This window comes from Peribacillus acanthi, assembly GCF_003073175.1.
Lineage (GTDB): Bacteria > Bacillota > Bacilli > Bacillales > DSM-1321 > Bacillus_BN > Bacillus_BN acanthi.
This window is the reverse complement of the sequence record NZ_QBBX01000019.1, coordinates 38,767-56,337: the sequence shown is the minus strand read 5'-3', so window position 1 is coordinate 56,337 and position 17,571 is coordinate 38,767. Positions and strand designations below refer to the sequence as shown.

The window sequence follows — 17,571 nt, the reverse complement described above, 5'->3', positions numbered from 1 at the left end:
AAAAAGAGGGGATTCAATTTGGATCAAATTAGAATATTAAAAGTCGGAGTGGTGTTGTTTTCAGGAATGGCATTGGCTATTGCTGGATTTTTTCATTTTTTTCAGCCGGAAACGAACATCGATAATCTGGAGAATATGTTACACAAACCAACCATAATTTTTGACCAAAATGGTGAAGAGGCTAGTAAAATATCTGCTAACAAAACCGAGGGTGTACCGATCGATGAAATACCTGAACACGTGAAGAACGCAGTGATTGCAATTGAGGATCATCGGTTTTACGAACATAATGGAGTCGATTACCAAGGAATTGCAAGGGCATTTATAACGAACTTAAAAGCAGGTGATGTTGTACAGGGTGGAAGTACCATTACCCAACAGCTGACAAAAAACGCTTTATTAGAAATGGACCGAACCTATAAAAGGAAATTAGAAGAGTTCTTTCTTGCGCGAGAAGTGGAAAAACAGTTCAACAAGGATGAAATTTTGGAAATGTATTTGAACCAAATATACTTTGGTCACGGTGCATGGGGAATTAATAATGCATCCCAAGTGTATTTTGGGAAAAAGGTAAATGACATTACGCCTTCTGAAGCTGCATTATTAGCTGGTTTGATTAAAGCACCATCTACACTTGATCCTTATAAAAACTATGAGAAGGCAATAAAAAGACGGAATGTTGTACTAGCTGCCATGAAGCAACATGGATTATTGGAAAACTCACAATATGAGGAAGCCGTTAAGGAAGAAATCGTCATGGATGAGAAAAAGAGTGGGGATCCGTTAAAGGGGAAGTATCCTTATTATGTGGACCATGTAATTATGGAAGCTATCAAAAAATATAAAATGAATCAGGATGAGCTTTTGACAGGTGGCTATAAGATTTATACGACTTTGGATCAAAATATGCAAAAAGCTACAGAGGAAGTCTATAAGGAAGATGCCTTGTTTCCAAAAGGAAGTACCGACAAAGAGCTAGTTCAAAGTGGAACGATTCTAATCGATCCAAAGTCTGGTGGTATTAAGGCTTTGGTTGGTGGGAGAGGGGACCATACTTTCTTAGCCTATAATCGGGCCACGATGTTAAAGAAACAACCAGGATCGACTATGAAGCCATTGGCTGTATACACGCCTGCACTGGAGGCTGGCTATAAACCCAATGATATGTTGAAGGATGAAGAGAATATTAGCTTTGGAGAGTATAAACCATCTAATCTTTCGGGAGAGTATGCTGGAGAAGTCCCAATGTACGAAGCATTAATGAAGTCTTTAAATGTACCGACTGTTTGGTTATTGAATGAAATTGGGATACAAAAAGGAATGGATGCTGCTAACCGCTTTGGGATACCTTTAGATGCAAAGGAAGACCGTGTACTTGGTTTAGGTTTAGGAGGTTTATCTCATGGAGTTTCCCCTAAAATTATGGCAGAAGCATTCTCAGCCTTTCCAAATAACGGGGAGCGAGTTGAAGCACACGCGATCGTAAAAATTATAGATCGTGAAGGAAATGAAGTGGTTACATGGAAGGAAAAGAAAACAAAAGTCATGGATAAAAAGACTGCTGATAGCATGACAAGCATGTTGTTAGGTGTTGTGAAGCATGGAACTGGTAAAAATGCTGCAGTTAATGGATGGGAATTAGCAGGTAAAACAGGATCTACACAACATGATCAAGTTGATGGTGCCGTGAAAGATCAATGGTTTGTTGGATATACGCCTACTCTAGTTGGCGCAGTTTGGGCGGGATATGATCAACCTAATAAAGATAAATACTTAAACACTCATAGTAGCCAAGGTGCAGCAATCATTTTCCAAAGAATTATGACGAAAGCATTGGCACATATGGAACCAGAGACTTTTAATGTAGAAGATATAGATGCCATTATTGCTAAACAAAAGAAGCTTAATAAGGAGCGCGCCAGGCGGGAATTCTGGGAAAACTCCAAGAGCAAGCTTCAAGATGGATGGGAAAAGTGGAAAGAATCACTCGGCGGTAAAAAAGAAAAAGAAGAACAAGGGAAAGAACAAAAAGGAAAAGAAGAAGTAAAGAAGAAGGAAAAAGAAGAAGCAAAACAATCGGATAAAGATAGTACAACAGATTCAAATCAAGATGAGGAAACAACGACAAACCCAGAGACTGAAGAAGATGAAGAATCTGGAGATGCAAGCGGTGCAGGAAACGGTGATGATTCTGGATCAGAAAACGAGACAGAATCAGGAGACGATACCGGTTCAGAAGAGGATTCTGGATCAGAAGATGAATCAGGCTCTGATGACGGTGGATCAGATTCTGGTGAGGATGATACTGGGACAGGTGAAAGTACACCATAAGTAAATGAAGAGGGAGCTCGTTAGATGTTAGCCTAACATCTAATGAGCTCCATTTTTTTAATTACTTAAGTTTTTTACTCATTAATGACTCTTTTCTATATGCTGTCGGGTTACAAAGCACGAAATGGAGTCATAAATATTAGCGAATGGAGCTAGAGAATCGTTGTTTTACCGAAAGGCCTTACTTTATTACCGAACTGGGCCTTTATTTTACCGAACCGACCTATTTTATTACCGAACAGAGTCGAAATATTACCAAATAGTACAAGTCGAGCTTATTTACCGAACCGGTTCTGTATTTTCTATATTGGATTTCCCCTTTTTTTACAACAAAAAACCAGCAATTATTTTGCTGGTTTTTAAAATCTAGGTAAGATATATTGAATTAGGAACCATATTATTCCAAAAAAGATGATGATATAAGAAAGATACTTAATTAACGTTGCACCTACTAATCCAGAATTCGGATTTTCTTTCCGTTCAACTTCAACACGTTTTTCTTCGTCCATCATGAATCACTCCATTCTATAAGTGAAAAAGAAAGTAACCCTAAATTGGATTACTTCTCCTTCTTGGCTAGAACAATAAATTAACAATGATTCCAATTACTACGATTGCCCCAACAACCATAAGAATTGTACGTAACATGCATATCACCACCTAATGACTGAATAGTTATACTTGGACTGAATCTGTTGGATTTAAGAAATAAGCCAGTTTATGAGATCTTTCAAAGGCATTCTCACAAACGGATTCTAGTTTCTGCAGCTTTTCCTGAACTTGCTTACCTTCAACAATGATCTTAATTGTGGAGTTTTCCTCAGTCATCATTAAGAAAGTAACTAGTTTTGAAAGTTTTTGTGCATTAATGATTTTGTGTTTGTGAAGTAAATATACATTCCCATTAAAATTTTTAGTTTCTTGATAAAATGACATGATGTTTTTCATAGTAAACTTTTTTGTCAATTTTACATCTGTCGAAAGAATTTCATACATCTTATATTCTCCTTTTTATAAAGGTTTTGTTAGTTGTTTGTTGCTTTTTATTTACCCGAGTCAAAAAGGATGAAACCTATTTAACTTAAAAAATATCATTATATTGATATACCAGTTGGAAATGCTGATATGAGGGGATTCGTCCTTATTATGTAAATTAACCTCGGTCTATAGGATGAGGGAGAAACCATCAGTGGACGCTTATGGAAGAAAGAGGAAAGGCGTATTATAAGAGCAAATAATGGTTCTGAAATGAGGGAAACAGTTTGAAAAAAATGCTTGGTGTTTTTAAAAATAAGAATTTCGCAAAGTTATTCTTCGCTCACTTTACCTCTCAAATGGGAAGTACGATTGGTTTAACCGCCTTTATGTTTTATCTACTTGATCGGTTTACAAATCAACCATCTTACGCAACCGTTACTGAGTTGATGTATTCTTTACCAACTTTGGCCGTATTTTTCTTGGTAGGGGTTGTGGCGGATCGCTTTGATCGGCAAAAAGTCGCGATGTATAGTGATTGGATTTGTGGCATGTTATCGATATTGATTATTGGAGCAATCATTATTGATATAATTCCGGTGGTTTTTGCATTGCTTTTCCTTAGAAGTGCTGTACAGAAATTCTTTTATCCTGCGGAATCTTCCATTGTACAAGGAATTCTTTCAAAGGATGAGTATACAACTGCAGCTGGATTAAACCAGTTGGTTATGAGCTTATTTATGTTGTTTGGTAATGCTCTTGGAATCTTCTTTTATTGGACACTAGGTATACATGGTGCCATATTAATTGATGCAGTTACTTTTATCATCAGTGGAATCTTAATAAAAACATGCATTCTAGAAGAGTCTACAATTCTTCCAAATGGTCGTACAAAATGGAAGGATGTCAATCTTGCTTTTGTCTTGAAAGATTTTAAGGATGGGTTGTCATATATCCTAAATCATAAATTACTTTTAACATTATTATCAGGATTTGTCTTGTTCGGAATCGTCAACGGAGGCTTTTCTGTAATGCCTGTGTTCATGTTGAAATATAAGCTTCAACCTAATAATTATGAGGAATATTCAATCATTATGGGAATTGTTATCGGAGCGGGTGTCATGATAGGTTCAGTAATTGCATCTATGTTAGCTCAAAAAATAAAATTATATAAACTATTGATTCTTGGGCTTGCTTTGTCTGGATTTTTCACTGCCATTTCTTCGCTGGCACCGAATACGATAATCTTTTTTGCCCTATTCTTCATTGGTGGTTTATCCCTACCATTAGTCAATGTCTCTATTGGTGGATGGATGCCTAGTATAGTCGATCCTAAAATGATGGGGCGTGTCCAAGGTTGGATTAGTCCATTAATGATGCTAGCTCAATCTATAACATTAGGCTTTATCGCTTTTGCCTATCCATCGATTATTAAAGTAGAAGGATTGTATTGGATGGTAGGGGGCTCTCTAATGATTGTGAGCTTGATTTATTTAATCACCATTCCCAAAATTCTAAAAAAAGATGAAACTAAAGGAATCTCTTTGAAAGGTGTTCAAAAAACAGCTTTGTAGAAGTGAAGTACCTGAAAGTCTCTCCAATTGAGAGGCTTTTATGTTTTTGTTATTTTTTTATTTTTATCTGAACTTTTTTATGAGTAGCACGTCTAATGTGTAAAAGTGAATAGGAGATGGAAGAAAGAGAGGCTGTAGCCATGGATGAAAAAGACCTGATTGCTAGTGCAAGAAAGGGCGACCAGATGGCTTTCGCAATGTTGTTTCAACAAAATTATCCAATACTGGTAAAATATTTGATTAAAGTCACATTTAGTCCGGAGACAGCAGAAGACCTTGCTCAAGAAACGATGGCTAAAGCTATTGAAAAATTGGCCAGTTACAATGGTAAATCGAAGTTCTTAACATGGTTGATCACCATAGCCACTAATCTTTATATTGACCAGACAAGAAAAAAGAAGCGAGAGCAAAACTGGAAACTATCTGAACAGCATTTAAGGAAAATGAAATGGTCATTTGAATCACGGAATGAGGATTGGAATGATTGCATAGACGCCTTAGGTAAATTAAGTGATGAAATTAGAATTCCGATTATACTAAAGCATTATTATGGATACTCCTATGAGGAAATCAGTACAATCATGAAAATTGCAGAAGGTACCGTCAAATCTAGAATTCATAATGGTATCCTGACCGTCAGAAAGGAGTTGAAGCTGGATGAAAAAGGAAAAAATCGTACCACTTCCTTCACAATTTGAACAAGAACAGGAAGAAACCATTCAAAAAATTGAGGATAGTCTTCAAAAAATGGATGACATGTTTGAAGTATATACACCAGATTTAAGATGGTTCGAGGAGCAGGTTCAACTTCAAAAAGAAATGGCAAAGAAAAAGTGGATTCGTGAATTAACCATTTTCTCCATTATCGCCTGCCTAGTTTTATCTGCCGTACTGTTTACATTAGTACAATTGCCAATGATGTTTGGAATTTTACAAGGGGCGACTTGCTTATTAATTATCGGATATTTTGCATATACAAACATCAAGGAGCGGGTGAATGAGTCATGACACAGGCCGAGTTAGTTATGTTGCCGTTTGTAGTCGTCATTCTCTTGGCCCAAAGCATCTTCTTGTTCATTGATGCAAGAAAGCACGGACATAATTATTGGTTTTGGGGAATTGTGGGACTTATTCAAGCACCCATGCCGATTTTGATATATATGTTGTTGATTCGAAAAGTTTATAAGAAAGACCAAGAGTAGGGAGTTTTCTTTATGCAAGGGTTAAAATTATTCATGCTCGTTTTGATTATCATCGGACAATTAGTAGGTCTAGTCCTGCTGTTTATCAATATGAAATGGGCGATAACTTTATATATCATTTATGGAATAGCATTATTGCTTTTATTCATAATCATGTTTTATGAAAGAAAAAAAGAAAAACGAGAGGAAGATCCAAATGATTATCGTAACTACTGATTACGTTCCAGGAAAAGAAATAAAAGAGCTAAAAGGCTATGTCAGAGGAAACACAGTCCAGTCGAAACACATCGGAAAAGATTTGTTAGCAGGGTTCAAAACCATTGTAGGTGGAGAGATTAAGGAATATACAGAAATGATGGATGAAGCAAGAAGCAAAGCAATAGCTAGAATGGTAGCCGATGCGGAGTCAAAAGGTGCTAATGCTATTGTTGGCATGAGATTACAAGCTGCTGCTGTTATGCAAAATACTGCAGAAATCATCGCTTACGGAACAGCTGTATTAGTTGACTGATTTTTTCGAAAAAACTAATTGACATTATTATCCTTTGAGTAGTAAGATAACAAAGAATAATTAATGAAAAGGAGGGCTTAGCATGGTTTTGGTTAGAACATTCATCAACGAAATTGTAGCAGTACAACCAAAACTTCATACGATGCAGCCCACCGCTTAATGGATTATTTACTTTCCATATTTGGATATTAATGAATTTAAGTGCGCATGCTGCATTTTTGTTGCATGCGCATTTGTTTTTAAGGGGATTCGTGTCTACACGTCTCCTTTCTAGGCATCTGCTTTTATGCAGATGCCTTTTTATTTGGGAAATAAGAGTCACAAAGACTCTATTCAATATTTTTAGGAGGAGATTTCAATGAATAAAGGTGTAATTATTTTAGTACCTTTACCGGAGCTAGAAAGTGGCTAGTTATAAAGTTCAATTGACTACAAAGGAGGAACTATTGTGTTTTCGATTTATAAGAAATTAAGTTGGTTTTTTAAAGAGAATTGGAAACGGTATGCCATTGCTATCCTGTTCTTAACGATTGTAAATGTTCTAGATATGGTCCCGCCTAAACTGGTTGGAATGTCTATTGATGCAATACACACTGGGACATTAACAGCTGAAAAATTGGGTCAGTACTTGTTGATTCTAGTAGGAACAGCTTTAGCACTTTATATTTTAAGTTACAATTGGTTTTACAAATTGTTTGGAGGAGCTTTTTTGCTAGAAAGAAAGCTACGTTCCCGTTTTATGGGTCACTTATTAAAAATGACACCTACCTTTTATGAAAAGAACCGAACTGGAGATTTGATGGCGCGTGCGACTAATGATTTAAAGGCGATTTCGACTACCGCTGGATTCGGTATTTTGACTTTTGCTGATTCCTTCTTATATACGTTTGCCATTTTGTTTACCATGGGCTTTTTCATCAGTTGGGAGTTAACGATTGTTTCCATTCTTCCCCTTCCGTTCATGGCCTTGCTAATGAATATTTATGGGAAGCGAATTCATAAGCGTTTCATGGATGCACAAGATGCATTTGGAGATATGAATGACAGTGTTCTAGAATCGGTTGCTGGTGTACGTGTCATTCGTGCCTATGTGCAGGAAAGACGCGATGAAAATCGATTTGCTGAAATGACGGAAGATGTATTTAAGAAAAACTTATCGGTTGCAAAAATTGATTCTTTATTTGATCCTACGATAAAAATTTTAGTGGGAATGAGCTATTTAATTGGTTTAGGTTATGGAGCCAAGCTGGTATTTCAGCAATCAATTACCTTAGGAGACCTTGTATCCTTTAACGTTTATCTAGGAATGTTGATTTGGCCAATGTTCGCGATTGGGGAGTTAATTAACATTCTTCAGAGAGGAAATGCCTCATTGGATCGTGTTCAAGAAACCTTATCCTATGAAGAAGATGTAAAAGACAACGCGAAACCTGCAGAGGGGTTAGTTCCATCTAATATTTCCTACAATGAAGTGTCCTTTACTTATCCGACTTCTACACGAAAAAATCTGGAAGATATCAAGGTTCATATTGAAGCAGGGGAAACGTTGGGCATTGTCGGTAAAACAGGCAGTGGAAAAACAACATTTATTAAACAATTACTTCGTGAATATCCGGTTGAACAGCAAAAATTGTTCGTATCGGAAGCGAAAATTGAAGACATTAAGCTTGAAGATATCCGAAGCTGGATTGGCTACGTGCCACAGGACCAATTTTTATTCTCGAGAACAGTAAAAGAAAACATCCTCTTCGGTAAAATGGATGCAACGGAAGAAGAACTACAGGAAGCCATTAAACTAGCTGACTTCAAAAAAGATTTGGAAATGCTACCTGAAGGGTTAGAAACCCTAGTTGGTGAAAAAGGCGTTGCATTATCGGGAGGACAGAAGCAAAGGATTTCAATTGCACGTGCTTTGATACGAAATCCTGAGATTTTGATATTAGACGATTCATTATCTGCTGTGGATGCGAAAACAGAGAAAAACATCATTGAAAATATTCAAGGTGAGCGGAGTGGAAAGACTACTTTGATAACAACGCACAGACTGTCTGCCGTTCAGCATGCTAATTGGATTATTGTCCTTGATGAGGGGAAAATCATCGAAGAAGGAACACATGAACAACTTCTAAGCCTAGGTGGCTGGTATAAAGAGCAATTTGAAAGACAACAATTCGAAGAAGAAGCGGAGGTGACATTATGAGTACAGGAAAAAGATTGTATCAATATGCAGTAAACTTTAAAGGGATTATTATCGTAGCATTAGTCATGCTGACAATTGGTGTTGCAGCAGATTTGGCAGGTCCATTCGTAGCAAAAAGAATCATTGATTCACATATACTTGGAATTGAATCCAAATGGTATGAAACGACTGCAGGTGAAAATGCTGTACCGTATGAAGGAACTTGGTATAAACGTGAAGCTTATTTTACTGAGGAAGAAGAAAAGGGAGAACAAGTGGTACTCCTTCAACAAGGATTGAAATTTGTATTTTCAAAGGAAGATATCCCATTGGAAGGACAAAGAACCCTTGAAGGTACGATTCTAACTGTCGATGGAAAATCATATGATGTTCAATTCTTGGAAAGCCAAGAGATCATGAAATTTTACGAGCCTGAGATTTCAAAAATCATCCAGCTAATAGCTCTGTATTTTGGATTATTAGTTGTAGCGTCTTTCTTCTCATATGGTCAACGTTACTACCTACAAAAAGCAGCAAACCGAGTTATTCAAAAAATGAGAAACGATGTGTTTAAACAAATTTCCAGGCTGCCTATCTCGTATTTTGATAATTTGCCTGCTGGCAAAGTCGTGGCAAGAATTACGAATGATACAGAAGCAATCAAAGAACTATACGTAACAGTTTTAGCAAATTTCTTCTCAAGTATTATTTATCTTATTGGGATCTATATTGCATTAAGTATTTTGAATGTAAAGCTCGCATTACTATGTTTGATTTTAGTGCCTATTTTGATTGTGTGGACGATCCTGTATCGTAAATATGCTTCCACTTATAATAAAGTCATTCGAGCTCGAGTCAGTGACATTAATGGAATGATTAATGAATCGATTCAAGGAATGCCTATCATCCAAGCGTTTGGAAGGGAAAAAGAAACGGCAAATTCATTTAAAGTATTAAATGATGAGCATTTCCAATTTCAAAATAAAATGCTTCGATTGAATTCCTTGACTTCACATAATTTAGTAGGAATTCTGCGCAATTTCACTTTTGTAGCTTTCATTTGGTATTTTGGAAATCTTACACTTAATGTTGAAACTGTAGTTTCATTAGGGATGCTATATGCCATAGTGGATTACATTAACCGTTTGTTCCACCCCGTTCAGAATATCGTCAATCAGTTTGCGAACCTTGAACAGGCGTTGGTTGCAGGAGAAAGAGTTTTTGAATTGCTAGATGAACAAGGGACTGATGTCAGTGAAGAACATATTCCACGTTATGAAGGGAATGTAGAATTCCAGAACGTTTCCTTTGGATATAAAGAAGGGGAATATGTTTTGAAGAACTTGACGTTTAGTGCCAAGCATGGGGAAACAATCGCGCTAGTTGGTCATACTGGCTCTGGAAAAAGTTCCATCATGAATCTCTTATTCCGTTTTTATGATACAAACGAAGGAAGAATTCTTGTGGATGGTACCGACTTAAAATCGATTCCACGTCAAACATTACGTGAACATATGGGAATTGTATTGCAAGATCCTTATTTATTCACGGGTACAATCGCTACGAACGTGAGTTTAAACAATCCAAAAATCTCACGTGAAGTAATCGAAAAAGCATTGAAAGACGTTGGAGCGGATACTGTTTTGTCCCACTTAGAAAAGGGGATTGATTCAGAGGTGATTGAAAAAGGAAGCACCCTTTCTTCTGGTCAAAGACAATTAATTTCCTTTGCAAGGGCACTTGCCTTTAATCCAGCGATTTTAATATTAGATGAGGCAACCTCTAGTATCGATACTGAAACAGAAGCGATTATTCAGGAAGCAATGGATGTTTTGAAGAAGGGGAGAACGACGTTCATCATTGCTCACCGTCTTTCCACCATAAAAAATGCAGATCAAATTCTTGTCCTAGATAAAGGTAGAATTGTGGAACGAGGAACACATGATGAATTAATGGCAGTAAAAGGAAAGTACTACAATATGTATGAGCTTCAGTTGGGTGTTGGGAAAGGAATTGCATAACGTGTCCTCCGTTCAAAAAATGTTCACCCTCCTGTCATAGAATGTTCTGTTTTGTCTCCCAATGACTTAAAGCTCCTATGGTAATTTAACTATAGAATCTATTAGGGAGGCAAATGTGATGGAGGAATTTTCTGTAACACTTGCAATTGCAAGCATTATGACGCTCGTTTTCTATATGGGGTATACTTTATTTACAGCTAAATAATGGAAAGAACGTTAAGCCAGTCACTTATTAGGAAGATTTCTTCTAAATAGGATGACTGGCTTTTTTTCTAATGAAAACGTTAAGAATGGAAAAAGAAGGGGAATAAATTATGGTAGACGAAAGCATAAATATTTGAAGGTAGGCACATTGTTTAGCTTTGTTATACAGTTTGCGTGTTGTGCGAAACTTACTTCAACATCTAATTCGCTTTCCAAGATGGGAGATGATTGTATGAAAACAAGAATTGAAAAGGATTCTCTCGGAGAAATTGAAGTCCAGGAGGATAAGTACTGGGGTGCTCAAACTGAAAGAAGTAGACGAAACTTTGTCATCGGATCTGAAAAAATGCCGTTAGATTTAATTTATGCTTATGCGATGTTAAAGAAAGCGGCGGCTACAATCAATCGAGAATTAGGGAAGTTATCCAGTGAAAAAGCAAAAGCCATCGGGATAGTTTGCGATAGTATTGTAAACGGTGAGCTGGATGAACATTTTCCATTATCCGTTTGGCAAACAGGAAGTGGCACTCAGACAAATATGAACTTAAATGAAGTGATTGCCAATAAGGGAAATGAATGGCTAAAGGATGGGGGTTACAATGAACGTTTACATCCGAACGATGATGTGAATATGGGACAAAGCTCTAACGATTCTTTTCCTACAGCTATGCATATTGCTGCTTATCTATCTATTCATAAAAAACTGTTACCTTCAATTCAACAATCTATTTCTGTTTTTACTGAAAAAGAAAAACAATTTGCTGGAATTGTTAAGATTGGCCGTACTCATTTGCAGGACGCAACACCGCTAACGGTGAGTCAGGAAGTGAGTGGATGGAGGGTAATGCTTGAAAAATCAAAATATATGATTGAGGAAAGTTCAAAAGAATTGCTTCAATTGGCAATTGGTGGAACAGCCGTAGGTACGGGGATTAATGCTCATCCGGAATTTGGTGAGAGGGTTTCAAAGGAATTGGGAAGCATGACGTCTTTTCCATTCAGCAGTTCTTCCAATAAATTTCATGCTTTGACAAGTCATGATGAGATGGTGTACGCCCATGGTGCCATAAAAGCGTTAGCCATGGATGTTATGAAAATTGCCAATGATGTTCGGTGGTTAGCGAGTGGACCAAGAAGTGGTATAGGTGAGTTGAGTATCCCTGCTAATGAACCAGGAAGCTCCATTATGCCTGGTAAGGTCAATCCAACCCAAAGTGAAGCTATTACAATGGTAGCGACCCAAATTTTTGGGAATGACAGTACCATATCCTTTGCGGCTTCACAAGGGAACTTCCAATTAAATGTCTATAAACCAGTGATTATCTATAATTTCTTACAATCTGTAGGTTTATTATCAGATGGCTTGGATTCTTTCCGCAAGAACTGCTTAGAAGGTCTTGATGTTATAGTCTCCAAAATACAAGAAAATGTTGAGCGTTCTCTAATGCTAGTTACGGCATTAAACCCACATATCGGTTATGAAAAAGCTGCTGAAATTGCAAAGCTAGCTTTTAAAAATGGTAGTACCCTTAAAGAAGCTGCAATAGAGCTTCAGTATGTTTCTGAAGAACAATTCAAAGAATGGGTCGACGTGACAAAAATGATAAACGAAAAATAATCGAAGCCCCCGCCATTACGACGGGGGCTTAGCCATGTTATTAAGTTTTAACAATTAATTGGGTGTAAATTACTTGGAGTATCCGCCAAGTTGAGATTCAGCCATTTGTACAAGACGTTTAGTGATTTCTCCACCAACTGATCCATTTGCACGAGATGTTGCGTCTGCGCCAAGTTGTACACCAAACTCAGATGCGATTTCGTACTTCATTTGATCGATTGCAGCTTGTGCTCCAGGTGCTACTAGGTTGTTTGAGGAACTTCTAGATTGGTTTGTCATAGTTTTACATCTCCTCATAAAATTTTTTTGGGTGGGTTAGCTGGACTTGCACCAGCATTCTGAAGGAATCTTAATCTCATACTTTACTCATCGTCTTGTAAAGGGAATATTGTCAAGTGAAACTATGATCTTCAGGTGCCCTAATTACTGGCTTAACCCATTGTTAGGAAGGGAGGTTGTCCCTCAGCTGCTTTGTGGTGCTGCTGTATTTCTATTATGGGAAAAGAACGATTTACTATGCTTATTTTTTGACTAGTAAATATTGGATATAATTTTGTCTTCTTACATATTTTCAGCTCTAGTTTCTAACTATACTAGTATGACTTAATTAGATGATTTCACTCTATTGAAAAGGAATGAATTTCGATGGCGATGTGTCCCTTGTGCAATGGATTTAGTGAACAAACCCTTCAATGCTCGAACTGTTCAGCTACTATGGTAGATGCGGGCAGAACAACGGATTACTTGGATGAATATAGTGCTTATGAGGATATTGAGGTTTCGAAGTTAGTGGACGGAATGGCGCAATCTTTAGCAACCGGAATATGTATTCATTTATTCTCATGCGGGCAATGCGGAGCAATGCAGACAGTGGAAATAAAGGAATAAAAGGTAAGCTTGATGCCGATTGTGCCACAAATTACTGTCAAAAATATCTTATTTAAAGGTATGGTCAAGTTAGATGAACAATATACCATTAAATGATTTTAAAGGTGGTTCGGATAGCGTTCCTTAATAGGAGGAGAGGGAAGATCCTTTCGAAGATAGCGTAAATAGTTTCGAAAATCAAAAAATACATTCAAAACTGGAAGAAATACTTTCGAAACCTCAAAAATACTTTCAAATAATCCAATTTAACGATTTTTCGACAATATCCCATACATGATAGCACACAAAAAAGGCACGTCTTTAGATTGATCAGATAATCTAAAGACGTGCCTTTACATTTTATTATTTTTCGCCAGCAGGACGAATGCGTGATTCTGTATCTTTATCAAAGAAGTGAGCTTTGTTCATTGCGATAGCTAAATCGATTGTGTCGCCAGGTTTAACAATAGAACGAGCGTCAACACGTGCAACGAATTCTTGGCCACCAATCGTAGAGTAAAGCATGAATTCAGCACCCATTAATTCTGCTACCTCGATATGTGCAGAGATTTTTGTTTCTGGAGAAGATTCGATGAATACCGGCTCATCGTGGAAATCTTCGGGACGAATTCCAAGGATGATTTCTTTGCCGATATAGTTTTGTTCACGAAGAACCTTCATCTTTCCTTCTGGCACAGCTACTTTAACATCTCCAACTACGAAGTATCCATCTTCTAATTTACCGTGTAGGAAGTTCATGGCTGGTGAACCGATAAATCCACCTACGAATACATTCTCAGGCTTCTCATAAACGTCTTTTGGAGCACCAACTTGTTGGATGATTCCGTCTTTCATAACAACTAAGCGAGTCGCCATTGTCATTGCTTCTGTTTGGTCATGTGTTACGTAGATTGTTGTTGTGTTTAGGCGCTTATGAAGCTTTGCGATTTCAGCACGCATTTGTACACGCAATTTTGCGTCTAGATTGGATAAAGGCTCATCCATTAGGAAGACTTTAGCATCACGTACGATTGCACGTCCAAGGGCCACACGTTGACGCTGACCACCAGAAAGTGCCTTTGGCTTACGGTCTAGGTACGTTTCAAGTCCAAGGATTTTAGCAGCATCTTTAACACGACGATCGATTTCATCTTTAGGCATTTTACGCAATTTCAAACCGAATGCCATGTTATCGTAAACAGACATATGTGGGTAAAGTGCGTAGTTTTGGAATACCATTGCAATGTCACGGTCTTTTGGCGGTGTGTCATTTACACGTTTATTATCAATGTAGAAATCACCTTTCGAAATCTCTTCAAGTCCAGCAATCATACGTAGAGTAGTGGATTTACCACATCCAGATGGACCGACGAAAACGATGAATTCTTTATCTTGAATATGAAGATTGAAGTCTTCTACAGCAGTTACTTTATTATCATAAATTTTATAAATATGTTCTAAACGAATTTCAGCCATGATATAACCTCCATGTTTTTACGATTAGTCCTAGTTTATAAAACAAGCATGGGAATGAAAATGTTCATCTTGCACAAAAATGAAAACGCTTTATTAGGCATATTGCATACGTTAATCAAATTTTTCAAAAAGAATGATGGCCAGATAGGCGACCATTGCGTCTTGGAAGGACTTAATATCGAGCCCCGTTTTCTCAATAAACTTATCAATTCGATATTGAAGGCTGTTGCGATGAATAAATAACTTTTTTGCAGCTAAAGATGCATTGGAATTGGATTCTATATACGTTTTTATTGTCTTAATTAATTCGTGGTCTATGATTGTTTCATCTAACAAATCGTTAATTAAATAGTCAACGAGTTCAGTACCAATCCCTTGTAGGATAAGATAGGGAAACACGTCTACTAAAGAAATTAAGCTCTTGTTATTCAAAAATTTGCTCCCAATTTCGAAACAGGTTTGTTCATATTTGTATAGTAGGGGAATGCTGTTGTCAATTGGATGGAATTTACCAACATACATTTGCAACTTAATATAAAAATCTGCTTCAATCGTTGAAATCATTTCTTGGAGTAGAGACAGAATGGTTTCTTCCTTTTCAAAAAGGATAAAGCAACCTTTTTGCAAGGACTCCCAGAGTATGTATGGCTCAAAGTCTAAAAAAGAAGAAATGCCTTCTTCTAATTCATCTTTATTGAAAGATGAGGAAAAGACAAAAAATTGAATTACTAGCATATTTTTATGATTCGTAATAGGTGTAACTACACTCTTACCTTTCAAATAATCCATCCATTCTTTTTTTAAGGAATGTAATGGCAGATTCTTAGTAGGTTCATGGATTTTGAAAAGAACGGAGAGGAGGCTTGTTTCTTGCTCTGTCAAATCTTCATATGGGATTCCTAATGTAGAATCTTCCGAAACCTCTATCCATAAATATTTCTCATAATTTAAAACGTTCTCATTCCAATCAATGCTTCTTGGGTATCTTTGTTTAAGATTTTCGATCATAAATGCCCCCATTAGTAAATTATCCTGCTTCAAGTTTCTTTTAATTTCCTTTAGTGGTCAAGTTGTTGTAATTATCTTTTGATATTTCCACGCATTTTGCATAAAATAGGGGGTAGTGTATAGTGAGGTGAAAAGGATGGATTATTCACAAGAGATGAAGAACAGGCTTCGTAGGATGGAAGGTCAAGTTCGCGGAGTTTTAAGAATGATGGAAGAAGACAAAGATTGCAGAGATGTAATCACGCAACTTTCTGCTGTACGTTCAGCTGTAGATCGTGCAATTGGATATATTGTCGCTAAAAATTTGGAATCTTGTATTCGCGAAGCGGAATCTAATGGACAAAATGCTGAAGATGCCATTAAGGAAGCTGTGAACATGATTGTAAAAAGCCGTTAAAAATCCTCATCCCTCAAAAAGGGTGAGGATTTTTTTGATATAGTGTTGACTTTTTAACAGTGTCTAGCCTATACGACTTCCACAGGGTGCGGCGGCCCTTAGCTGACGTTCCCTAATAATTGGCATTTTTCGCTTTTCTATTTAAGGTGCGAATAGTCAGCAGGCGGTTCTTCTTCGACTAAATCCAATGCCTCTGGTATATTGGGGTCTGTTTCATATCTGGAAACATATCCTCCGCCCATTCCCTCATTGATCATTCGGTCGACATCCATAAAGGCTTTTTCTCTTCCTTCATGACCACAGTCCGCACAAAATGTAGAGTTTTCCTTTTTAGGATCGCCCATTCTAATCGCCCCTTTTTTAAGAAGATTGAGGAAGAAATAAACCTTCCTGCCTATCAGTTTGTACAGGAAACGTTTAGTTTATCCTAACGAATCTCCAATAAACAAGGATGGAGTCGAACAATTATTTATCATATACGTGGAAAAGCATAAGCTCCTGTATTTGTGCTTGTACTTGTTTTACATCCTCCTGTGCAGGAGATGGTCCAATCCACTCAATACTGCCATTTTGATTATATATGGCTTGGAAAGATTGCTTTTTGAAAAAGAAAGAAAGCTTCCACCCCGGGATTTGTTCATCCCCATATAAATTTTTCCATTGAAAATGCGATATCATATAGTCCCCCCATTTGTATGTACATAAGTGACCATTCAATTTTATCAGAATTATTTTTCGTTAGAAAGAATATGACAAAAGTGTACTTCATAGAGATGAATGGATAGCTGGATTAAAGAAAGGGGAGTTTCTTATGACTTTTTTAGAGAAATTACAGAATTCTATAAATGATGAATGGACGGCCCATGAGTTCTATTCAAAATTAATGAGTCAAACTAGTAATCCACTCTATATAGAATTTATTGAGCATGCGAGAGATGATGAAAAAAAACATTATGAGTCCTTTCAGTATTTACACTATTTGCTTACGGGAAAATATCATGATGTTAAACCAGGTAAAGTGGAATACAAGTCATTTGAAGAGGCAATTCTGATTGCTTTAAAAGATGAGCTGGAGGCTGCTGAAACCTATAGGGATATGCTTTTTGAAATGCCAAATCAACAAGCCTATCAGCCATTGTTCGTAGCGATGACAGATGAAATGGAACATGCAACAAGGTTTTCGACGATATATGGTTCTTTAATGTAGA

At 37.0% G+C, this 17,571-nt stretch carries 20 protein-coding genes; 13 read left to right on the top strand and 7 right to left on the bottom strand.

Going from position 1 to position 17,571, the window contains the following annotated elements; all coding sequences use genetic code 11:
- The first annotated feature begins 18 nt into the window (after positions 1 to 18).
- A complete protein-coding gene (locus tag DBX25_RS16880; protein WP_240620374.1) occupies positions 19 to 2,331 on the top strand; it encodes a transglycosylase domain-containing protein in 2,313 nt (770 codons plus the stop codon).
- 359 nt (positions 2,332 to 2,690) lie between these two features.
- Here the strand turns inward: DBX25_RS16880 and DBX25_RS20715 are convergent, their stop codons facing one another.
- Complete coding sequence (locus DBX25_RS20715; RefSeq protein WP_157951007.1) at positions 2,691 to 2,843, bottom strand: hypothetical protein; 153 nt, start codon at positions 2,841 to 2,843, stop codon at positions 2,691 to 2,693.
- Positions 2,844 to 3,006: 163 nt separating this feature from the next.
- Positions 3,007 to 3,327 carry an HPr family phosphocarrier protein gene (locus tag DBX25_RS16875; RefSeq protein ID WP_108671951.1) on the bottom strand — a complete coding sequence of 107 codons (321 nt, stop codon included), beginning with the start codon at positions 3,325 to 3,327 and terminating at the stop codon, positions 3,007 to 3,009.
- 266 nt (positions 3,328 to 3,593) lie between these two features.
- On the opposite strand from DBX25_RS16875, the gene DBX25_RS16870 reads away from it, so the two are divergent.
- The 9 genes from DBX25_RS16870 (at position 3,594) to fumC (ending at position 12,615) form a co-directional block, all read left to right on the top strand.
- On the top strand, positions 3,594 to 4,880 hold the full coding sequence (locus tag DBX25_RS16870) for an MFS transporter (protein ID WP_108671950.1): 1,287 nt from the start codon (positions 3,594 to 3,596) through the stop codon (positions 4,878 to 4,880).
- Positions 4,881 to 4,996: 116 nt separating this feature from the next.
- Positions 4,997 to 5,578, top strand: a complete 582-nt coding sequence (gene sigY, locus DBX25_RS16865) for an RNA polymerase sigma factor SigY (RefSeq protein ID WP_240620373.1) — start codon at positions 4,997 to 4,999, stop codon at positions 5,576 to 5,578.
- Positions 5,538 to 5,888 carry a YxlC family protein gene (locus DBX25_RS16860; protein ID WP_108671949.1) on the top strand — a complete coding sequence of 117 codons (351 nt, stop codon included), beginning with the start codon at positions 5,538 to 5,540 and terminating at the stop codon, positions 5,886 to 5,888. The genes sigY and DBX25_RS16860 overlap by 41 nt, the downstream gene beginning before the upstream one ends.
- The gene (locus tag DBX25_RS16855; protein WP_108671948.1) at positions 5,885 to 6,082 is read left to right on the top strand and encodes a sigma-Y antisigma factor component; all 198 of its coding nucleotides are present in this window, start codon (positions 5,885 to 5,887) and stop codon (positions 6,080 to 6,082) included. Before DBX25_RS16860 ends, DBX25_RS16855 begins: the two co-directional genes overlap by 4 nt.
- 12 nt (positions 6,083 to 6,094) lie before the next feature.
- On the top strand, positions 6,095 to 6,298 hold the full coding sequence (locus tag DBX25_RS16850) for a hypothetical protein (protein ID WP_108671947.1): 204 nt from the start codon (positions 6,095 to 6,097) through the stop codon (positions 6,296 to 6,298).
- Entirely contained in the window at positions 6,279 to 6,593 is a 315-nt protein-coding gene (locus DBX25_RS16845) for a YbjQ family protein (protein WP_108671946.1), read from the top strand. The genes DBX25_RS16850 and DBX25_RS16845 overlap by 20 nt, the downstream gene beginning before the upstream one ends.
- Before the next feature lie 448 nt (positions 6,594 to 7,041).
- A complete protein-coding gene (locus DBX25_RS16840; RefSeq protein ID WP_108671945.1) occupies positions 7,042 to 8,793 on the top strand; it encodes an ABC transporter ATP-binding protein in 1,752 nt (583 codons plus the stop codon).
- On the top strand, positions 8,790 to 10,793 hold the full coding sequence (locus DBX25_RS16835) for an ABC transporter ATP-binding protein (protein ID WP_108671944.1): 2,004 nt from the start codon (positions 8,790 to 8,792) through the stop codon (positions 10,791 to 10,793). The genes DBX25_RS16840 and DBX25_RS16835 overlap by 4 nt, the downstream gene beginning before the upstream one ends.
- Before the next feature lie 436 nt (positions 10,794 to 11,229).
- Positions 11,230 to 12,615: a class II fumarate hydratase gene (gene fumC, locus DBX25_RS16830; RefSeq protein ID WP_108671943.1), complete on the top strand. Its 1,386-nt coding sequence runs from the start codon at positions 11,230 to 11,232 to the stop codon at positions 12,613 to 12,615.
- 69 nt (positions 12,616 to 12,684) lie between these two features.
- Here fumC and DBX25_RS16825 read toward each other — a convergent pair whose 3' ends face one another.
- Positions 12,685 to 12,894, bottom strand: a complete 210-nt coding sequence (locus tag DBX25_RS16825; RefSeq protein WP_108671942.1) for an alpha/beta-type small acid-soluble spore protein — start codon at positions 12,892 to 12,894, stop codon at positions 12,685 to 12,687.
- Positions 12,895 to 13,260: 366 nt separating this feature from the next.
- Between DBX25_RS16825 and DBX25_RS16820 the strand changes: the two genes are divergently transcribed.
- A complete protein-coding gene (locus tag DBX25_RS16820) occupies positions 13,261 to 13,503 on the top strand; it encodes a hypothetical protein (RefSeq protein WP_108671941.1) in 243 nt (80 codons plus the stop codon).
- Positions 13,504 to 13,845: 342 nt separating this feature from the next.
- On the opposite strand, the gene DBX25_RS16815 is transcribed toward DBX25_RS16820, so the two are convergent.
- Both DBX25_RS16815 and DBX25_RS16810 read right to left on the bottom strand, forming a co-directional pair.
- The gene (locus DBX25_RS16815; RefSeq protein WP_108671940.1) at positions 13,846 to 14,958 is read right to left on the bottom strand and encodes an ABC transporter ATP-binding protein; all 1,113 of its coding nucleotides are present in this window, start codon (positions 14,956 to 14,958) and stop codon (positions 13,846 to 13,848) included.
- A gap of 111 nt (positions 14,959 to 15,069) precedes the next feature.
- Positions 15,070 to 15,966, bottom strand: coding sequence for a PucR family transcriptional regulator (locus DBX25_RS16810; protein WP_157951006.1), 897 nt, complete (start codon positions 15,964 to 15,966; stop codon positions 15,070 to 15,072).
- 136 nt (positions 15,967 to 16,102) lie between these two features.
- Here DBX25_RS16810 and DBX25_RS16805 point away from each other — a divergent pair, with 136 nt between their 5' ends.
- Positions 16,103 to 16,363 (top strand): metal-sensitive transcriptional regulator, encoded by a 261-nt coding sequence (locus DBX25_RS16805; protein WP_108671938.1) that lies wholly within the window; start codon positions 16,103 to 16,105, stop codon positions 16,361 to 16,363.
- A gap of 137 nt (positions 16,364 to 16,500) precedes the next feature.
- Here the strand turns inward: DBX25_RS16805 and DBX25_RS16800 are convergent, their stop codons facing one another.
- Positions 16,501 to 16,707: a hypothetical protein gene (locus DBX25_RS16800; protein WP_108671937.1), complete on the bottom strand. Its 207-nt coding sequence runs from the start codon at positions 16,705 to 16,707 to the stop codon at positions 16,501 to 16,503.
- A 121-nt stretch (positions 16,708 to 16,828) separates the two neighbouring features.
- Entirely contained in the window at positions 16,829 to 17,041 is a 213-nt protein-coding gene (locus tag DBX25_RS16795) for a YheE family protein (protein ID WP_108671936.1), read from the bottom strand.
- A gap of 133 nt (positions 17,042 to 17,174) precedes the next feature.
- Here DBX25_RS16795 and DBX25_RS16790 point away from each other — a divergent pair, with 133 nt between their 5' ends.
- Complete coding sequence (locus DBX25_RS16790; RefSeq protein WP_108671935.1) at positions 17,175 to 17,570, top strand: ferritin-like domain-containing protein; 396 nt, start codon at positions 17,175 to 17,177, stop codon at positions 17,568 to 17,570.
- The last annotated feature ends 1 nt before the right edge of the window (position 17,571 follow it).